The sequence below is a fragment of the Streptomyces sp. NPDC014656 genome, from assembly GCF_043084305.1.
Taxonomy (GTDB): domain Bacteria; phylum Actinomycetota; class Actinomycetes; order Streptomycetales; family Streptomycetaceae; genus Streptomyces.
The window spans coordinates 307,677-314,479 of record NZ_JBIBZN010000011.1; the positions used below are offsets into that span (position 1 = coordinate 307,677).

Here is a 6,803-nt window from a genome sequence, read left to right on the forward strand (position 1 = left end):
AACCCCGCCGTGGACCCGCTCCGCCCCGCCGCGCGTGCCGCCGCCGTCCCGCCCTCGGCCACCGCCGCGCTCGACGCCCGGGCCAAGGCCCTCCTCGCCGAGGGCGTCGACGTCATCAACCTGACCAGTGGCGAACCGGCGTTCCCGACAGTGGAACCCGCCGCCCGCGCGGCGGAGGGGGCCATAGCCGAGGACTTCACCCGCTACACGCCCGCCGCCGGCGTCCCCGCGCTCCGTGCGGCGATCGCCGCGCACCTCAACCGCCACGGCACGGCGTACGAGGCGGCACAGGTCGTCGTGACGGCGGGCGCCAAGCAGGCCCTGCACCACGCCTTCACGGCCCTGCTCGACCCGGGCGACGAGGTGATCGTCCCCGCCCCGTACTGGGTCAGCTACCCCCACCTCGTCGCCCTGGCCGGAGGGGTCCTGGTCCCCGTCCGTCCCGCTCCCGGCGCCGGCCTGAAGGTCACGCCCGAACAGGTACGGGAAGCGGTCACCGACCGCACGCGGATCCTGCTCCTCAACAGCCCCGCCAACCCCTCCGGCGTCGTCTACAGCCGCCGTGAACTGGCCGCCCTGGCCGAAGTGGCCGTCGAGCACGACCTCGTCATCGTCAGTGACGAGATCTGCGACCACTGGGTCTTCGGCGACGCCCGCTTCACCTCCGTGGCCGCGCTGGGCGCCGGGATCGCCGCCCGCACCGTCACCATCGGCGGAGTCTCCAAGACCTTCGCCATGACCGGCTGGCGCATCGGCTGGCTCGCGGCCCCGGCCGGACTGGCCTCCACCGTCACGGCCCTGCAGAGCCACACCGCCTCCGCGCCGTCCTCCATCGCCCAGCGGGCCGCCCTCGGCGCGCTGACCGCCGACCTGGGGGCCGAACTGGAGCGCCGCCGCTCCGCGCTCGACGCCCGCCGCCTCGCGACCGTCAAGGCGATCGGCGACATCCCCGGCCTGCGGGTCGACGGCGATCCCGAAGGCGCCTTCTTCCTCCTCGCCGACGTCAGCGGCCTGTACGGGAGGACCCGCGCCGGCCGGGCCGTCGCGTCGGCCGCCGACTTCGCCGAACTCCTCCTGGCCGAAGCCCGCGTGGCGGTCGTCCCCGGCGCGGACTTCGCCGCGCCGGACCACGTCCGCATCTCGTACACGGTCCCGCCCGAGCAGCTCGACGCGGCGCTCGGACGCCTCGCGGAGTTCGTGGGCGCGCTGTCCTGACGCCCCGGTCCCGCCCTCGCGGAGGGGCGCCGGCCACGACGGCCGGCGCCCCTCCGCGTTTCGGCGCCCGCCGGTCGCCGCCCCCACCCGCCGCGCGAGCGCGCGGAAGGCGGCCGGCCGCTCAGCGCTCCGCGCTCGGGGCGCGGTCCCCTTCCCGCACCCGCGGCTGCGTGGTCGCGGCGCCGGGCCGGGGGCGTCGCGGCCGAGGAGCTCGCGGATCTCCGCGGCCTGCCGGAGGGCGGCCTCGGCCCGTGGGGCGGCTTCCCGGTGCCGGACCGGCGGCTCGGCGGCCCGTTGCTCTCCGGCGGGACAACGGCGGGACAACGGCGGGACACCGGCGGCGCGGTGGCCTTCGGGTCAGGCGGAGGCGGCCGACGGGCTCAGCAGCCGTCCCATCGCCGCCAGGACCCCCGGCTCCACCCGGTAGTACACCCAGGTGCCGCGCCGCTCGGAGGTGAGCAGCCCGGCCTCCTTCAGCTTCTTGAGGTGGTGGGAGACGGTCGGCTGGGAGACGCCCACGTCGGAGATGTCGCAGACGCAGGCCTCGCCGCCCTCGTGGGAGGCGACGGCGGAGAACAGCCGCAGCCGCACCGGATCGCCCAGGGCCTTGAACATGACCGCGGTCCGCTCCGCCTCCCCGGCGGTCAGCGGGCGTTCCGTGAGGGGCGGGCAGCACGGCTCTGCGGCGGGCTGGAGCAGCGGAAGCGCCTTCACGTTCGACATACGCCTATGTTGACACATGTCAAAACAAGAGCCCAGGCGGTCACCGCCGACGCGGGCTCCGCGCAGGGCTCCGGCCCCGACCCCCCGGCCCCGACTCCGGCCCCGCCTCTCCGACCCCGGCGCCGCGACCCCGACTCCGGCCCCGACCCCTCCCGGCCCCGACTCTCCGACCTCGGCGCCGCGACCCCGGCTTCGGCCCCGCCCCCCCGGCCCCGACTCTCCGACCCCGGCGCCGCCACCCCGGCGCCGCGACCCCGGCTTCGGCCCCGCCCCCCCGGCCCCGACTCCACGACCCTCACCGGATTCGATGAACGTCTATGTTGACGTCCATCGATATCCGATGCATGCTGAGAGCGCAGGAGATCGACGGACGTCGAAACATAAGGGGACCCTCGTCATGAACGCCGCCACTGAGCAGCTGCCCGTCGTGGTCGTCGGAGCCGGCCCCACCGGCCTGGCCGCCGCCGCCCACCTCGTCGAGCGCGGCATCGAGCCGCTGGTCCTGGAAGCCGGACCCACGGCCGCCGCGGCGGTGCGCGAGTGGTCGCACGTCCGGCTGTTCTCCACCTGGGGCGAGCTCACCGACCCCGCCGCCGAGAAGCTCCTCGCCCCCACCGGCTGGACCAAGCCCGACGCGTCCGCGTACCCCACCGGCGGCGACTGGGCGGACCGCTACCTCCAGCCCCTCGCCGACGTCCTCGGCGACAAGGTCCGCACCGGCGCCCGCGTCACCGGCGTCTCCCGCGCCGGGCGCGACCGGATCGTCGACGCGGACCGCGACGCCCAGCCGTTCGCCGTGTACGTCACGTACGCCGACGGCCGCGAGGAGCGGATCCCCGCCCGCGCCGTCGTCGACGCCTCCGGCACCTGGACGGTCCCCGGCCCGGCCGGCGCCGACGGACTCCCGGCGCTCGGCGAGCGCGCCGCCGCCGACCGGATCTCCTACCGCGTCCCCGACCTCGACGACCCCGCCGTCCGTGCCCGGTACGCGGGCAAGCGCACCGCCGTCATCGGCTCCGGAGCCTCCGCCTTCACCGCGCTCGCCTCCCTCGCCGCCCTCGCCCGCGACGAGGAGGGCACGAAGGCGCTCTGGATCCTCCGCCGAGGCCTGTCCGGCTCCACCTTCGGCGGCGGCAGCGCCGACCAGCTCCCCGCCCGTGGCGCCCTGGGCCTCGCGGCCAAGGCCGCCGTGGACGACGGGCACGCGGACGCCGTCACCGGCTTCCGTACCCAGGGGGTCGAACGGGCCGGCGACGCCCGCCTGGTCCTGGTCGCCGAGGACGGCCGCCGCCTCGACCCGGTCGACGAGGTGATCGTCCTCACCGGCCTCCGCCCCGACCACTCCTTCCTCGGCGAACTCCGCCTCGGTCTCGACGACCGCCTCCAGGCCCCGACCGCCCTCGCCCCGCTCATCGACCCCAACCAGCACTCCTGCGGCACCGTCTACCCCCACGGCCACCGCGAGCTCTCCCACCCCGAACAGGGCGTCTACCTCGTCGGCATGAAGTCCTACGGCCGCGCCCCGACCTTCCTCGCCCTCACCGGCTACGAGCAGGTCCGCTCCGTCGCCGCCGCCCTCGCCGGCGACCTCGACTCCGCCGACCGCGTCGAACTCACCCTCCCCGAGACCGGGGTCTGCGGCGGCTCCGGCCTGTACGACGCCCCCGAGGCCGCTTCCGCGGACACGGGCGGCTGCTGCGCGCCCGCTCCCCAGCCGGCCGTCGCGCGTGCCGGGGCCCCGGCCCTCCGGCCCCTTCCCGTCGTGGAGCCGGGCTCGACAGGCGGCTGCTGCGGCTCGTGACCGACACCGACGCCGGCGCACGCGAGGCCGGGACCGGTCCCGGGGACCGGTCCCGGCCCCGTGCCGTCCTGCTCGCCCTCTGCGTCACCCAGATCACCGGCTGGGGGATCGTCTACTACGCCTTCCCGGTCCTGAACCCGCAGATCACGGCGGCGACCGGCTGGTCCGCCCCGACGACCACGGCGGCGTTCTCGCTCGCCCTGGCCGTCTCCGGCGTCGCGGGCATCCGGGTCGGCCGGACCATCGACCGGCACGGCCCCCGCGCGATCATGACGGCGGGCTCGGTGACCGGTGTCCTGGGCCTGACCGTCCTCGCGCTCGCCCCGAACCCGGCGGTGTTCTTCGGCGGGTGGATCCTGGCCGGACTCGCCATGTCCGCCACCTTCTACCAGCCCGCGTTCGCCGCCCTCACCCGCTGGTACGCCCCCGACCACGTCCGCGCCCTCACGATCGTCACCCTCGCCGGCGGCCTGGCCTCCACCGTCTTCGCCCCGCTCACGGCCGCCCTCGCGGACCACTTCACGTGGAGGACGACCTACCTCGTCCTCGCCGGGATCCTGGCGGCCCTCACGATCCCGGCCCACGCCTTCGCCCTCCGCGCCCCCTGGCCGCCCGCCCCGCCCGCGCCGGCCGCCCCCGGCCACACCCCTCGCGCGGTGATCCGCAGCCGGCCCTTCCTCCTCCTCGGACTCGCCCTCACCCTCTCCGCGTTCGCGATGTACGCGGTGGTCGTCACCCTCGTCCCGCTCCTCGTCGAACGCGGCTACACCACCGCCCAGGCCGCCTGGATCCTCGGCCTCGGCGGCGCGGGCCAGACCCTCGGCCGCACCCTCTACGCCTCACTGGCCCGCCGCACCGGCACGACCACGCGCACGGTCGTCCTCATCGCCCTCGGCAGCCTGACCACCGCCGCCCTGGCCGTCACACCCGGCCCGTACGGCCTGCTGATCGCCGTCTCGGTCGCCGCCGGCACGGTCCGGGGCAACCTCACCCTCCTCCAGGCCACCGCCGTCACCGACCGCTGGGGCACCCGCCACTACGGCCGCCTCTCCGGCCTCCTCGGCGCCCCGGCCGCGACCGCCTCCGCCGTGGCCCCCTTCGCGGCGGCCGCCCTCGCACCGGCCTTCGGCGGCCACCCGGCCCTGTTCCTGGCCCTGGCGGCCCTGGCGGCCGCCGCCGCCGCGATCGCCACCGGCTCCTCGCCCAAGGAACCGCCCCCCTGACACCGCCCGCCCGCGACACCCCCTCCAACGGACACGGCCCGCCTCCCCGTCCGAGCCCGGAGACCTCCAGCCCACCCGACGAACCCCCACCCCCTGGCCCCCGGCCCCCGACCGAAAACCACCCCCGACCAGCAAAAAGACCCTCCCGAAGGAGGGTCTTCCGTCGTGCGCCCCCGGCAGGACTCGAACCTGCGGCCAAGTGCTTAGAAGGCACCTGGTGGGAGGGGGAGTGGGGTGGCTCTGACCTGCTGCTCCGTCCTCGGCTGCAGGTCGCTGGCTGAAACTTCAGGCGTTTTCGGGACGATGATGAGACGGGATGCCCGGCCGCGTGCTTCCTCCGGAGCCATTAGCCGAACTGGCGGGCGCCAGTGAGGTCATCATCCGCGCGGCGGCCACGACTGTCCGCTCGTCACCGAAGGTCCGCCAGTGGGCCATCGGGATCTACGGGACGCGAATGTGCTCGTCGGACTCCGTCGAATGCCTCCGCCCGAGGCGGCAGGATCGATCACAACCAGATCAACGGCTCCCAACTCCCGGTTGGCTTCCATGTGTGCCCGGAGATGTGTTGAAGCAGGCCTGCCCGATGAGTAGCTCAGGGCCTACGCGATGCTGGCTGCCAGACGGATGGGCGGATGCGTGCACACCGTCGCCGTCCGGCTGTCTTGTTGGATTCATCCAAGTGGAGTGCCGTCGCGCTACACGGTCCGATCGGTCGAAGTGGAGCGGACCGCCGCTCCGGCCGCTGATGACGTGACCGCAGACGCCGTGGAGGAGAGGGCGCCCGCCGCTCGTGACCGGTCAAGTGGCGGGCGCGCGGGAAGCGCTACCCTGCGTCGGTCCCCAACGATCGCTGAGCAGCTGGGGCATTGCCAGCGACACGCCATGAGTGCGACAACATTTGCATGGTAAGGGGGTGCAAGTGAGGCGGAAGCTTGCGGGTTAATCCGGAGCACTTCGCAAACTTTGAGCCGATCACCCAGCAAATCGACTGGCTGAGATTGATTTCGGTCGCACTGCCACGAGGGCCTGCCGTCAGCGTCAATGATGATCCACTATGTCAGGAGCGTGATGGATCATGGCCGAATGGCGATGTGCATCTTGGGTCGTTATCGGTCAAGAACTTTGTTTCGATTGTTCGCTGCGAATTCCCCCCGCACTCTGATCTCTCGAATTCGGTGATCGAGTGTGGGGGTATGGGCATGACGGAGGCGTTCAACATCCTCGAGGTGGCGACCAGCGGCGCAGGCGTGTTGGCGGCGGAGATGGCCAGGTCGAGCTGGCAAGGTGTGCGCGATGCATTGGTGGCATTCTTCCGGCGGGGCAACGAGGGGACCGCAGCGGACGAGCTCCGCGTGTTGGATCTCCACCAGGTGCGGCTGTTGGAGACGCCGGAGGCCGAGCGTGAGCGGGTGCGCGAGGAGGTCTGTCGGGAGCTGTTCATCCAGTTGAAGGGCTTCCTTCAGAAATACCCCGAGACGGCTGTCGATCTCATGGCGCTGGTGCGTGAGCGGCAGCGGGACAACGGCGAGGGAAGCTCAGGGCCGCGCATGGTCGCCGAGAACAACACGAACAGCCAGGTCATCATGACCGGTCAATCCATCTTCGGCGGTAGCTTCACCTATCGGGCGGAGGAGTCCAAGTGACGGATTCCTTCGACGACGGAATTCCGGACTGGGTGCGTCCACAGCGCCCCGTCCAGCAGCCGGCGGAGACACCTCAGCCGGACGAGCCGTCCGGATCATCGGAGGAGCACGTCGCCCCCTCGAACGCTGCCGATGCGGCCGGGCAGACGTCCACGGCCGAAGCAGAGGACGCAGGCCAGACACCACCAGAGAGCGATG

General features: G+C 73.5%; 6 protein-coding genes and 1 tRNA gene. 5 read left to right on the forward strand and 2 right to left on the reverse strand.

The features are described 5' to 3' along the window. The first annotated feature begins 9 nt into the window (after positions 1 to 9). Positions 10 to 1,215 (forward strand): pyridoxal phosphate-dependent aminotransferase, encoded by a 1,206-nt coding sequence (locus ACF1ED_RS25030; protein WP_391764031.1) that lies wholly within the window; start codon positions 10 to 12, stop codon positions 1,213 to 1,215. 357 nt (positions 1,216 to 1,572) lie between these two features. On the opposite strand, the gene ACF1ED_RS25035 is transcribed toward ACF1ED_RS25030, so the two are convergent. Beyond that, entirely contained in the window at positions 1,573 to 1,938 is a 366-nt protein-coding gene (locus ACF1ED_RS25035; RefSeq protein WP_391764033.1) for an ArsR/SmtB family transcription factor, read from the reverse strand. 397 nt (positions 1,939 to 2,335) lie between these two features. Here ACF1ED_RS25035 and ACF1ED_RS25040 point away from each other — a divergent pair, with 397 nt between their 5' ends. Further along, positions 2,336 to 3,739 carry an NAD(P)-binding domain-containing protein gene (locus tag ACF1ED_RS25040; RefSeq protein ID WP_391764035.1) on the forward strand — a complete coding sequence of 468 codons (1,404 nt, stop codon included), beginning with the start codon at positions 2,336 to 2,338 and terminating at the stop codon, positions 3,737 to 3,739. Continuing rightward, positions 3,736 to 4,962 carry an MFS transporter gene (locus tag ACF1ED_RS25045; protein ID WP_391764037.1) on the forward strand — a complete coding sequence of 409 codons (1,227 nt, stop codon included), beginning with the start codon at positions 3,736 to 3,738 and terminating at the stop codon, positions 4,960 to 4,962. The genes ACF1ED_RS25040 and ACF1ED_RS25045 overlap by 4 nt, the downstream gene beginning before the upstream one ends. Before the next feature lie 168 nt (positions 4,963 to 5,130). Here the strand turns inward: ACF1ED_RS25045 and ACF1ED_RS25050 are convergent. Then, a tRNA-Arg gene (locus ACF1ED_RS25050) sits at positions 5,131 to 5,226 on the reverse strand. 929 nt (positions 5,227 to 6,155) lie between these two features. Here ACF1ED_RS25050 and ACF1ED_RS25055 point away from each other — a divergent pair. Both ACF1ED_RS25055 and ACF1ED_RS25060 read left to right on the forward strand, forming a co-directional pair. Further along, positions 6,156 to 6,605, forward strand: coding sequence for a hypothetical protein (locus ACF1ED_RS25055; RefSeq protein ID WP_391764039.1), 450 nt, complete (start codon positions 6,156 to 6,158; stop codon positions 6,603 to 6,605). Next, a partial coding sequence (locus ACF1ED_RS25060) for a hypothetical protein (protein WP_391764041.1) occupies positions 6,602 to 6,803 on the forward strand: 202 nt, incomplete at its 3' end. The genes ACF1ED_RS25055 and ACF1ED_RS25060, both read left to right, overlap by 4 nt.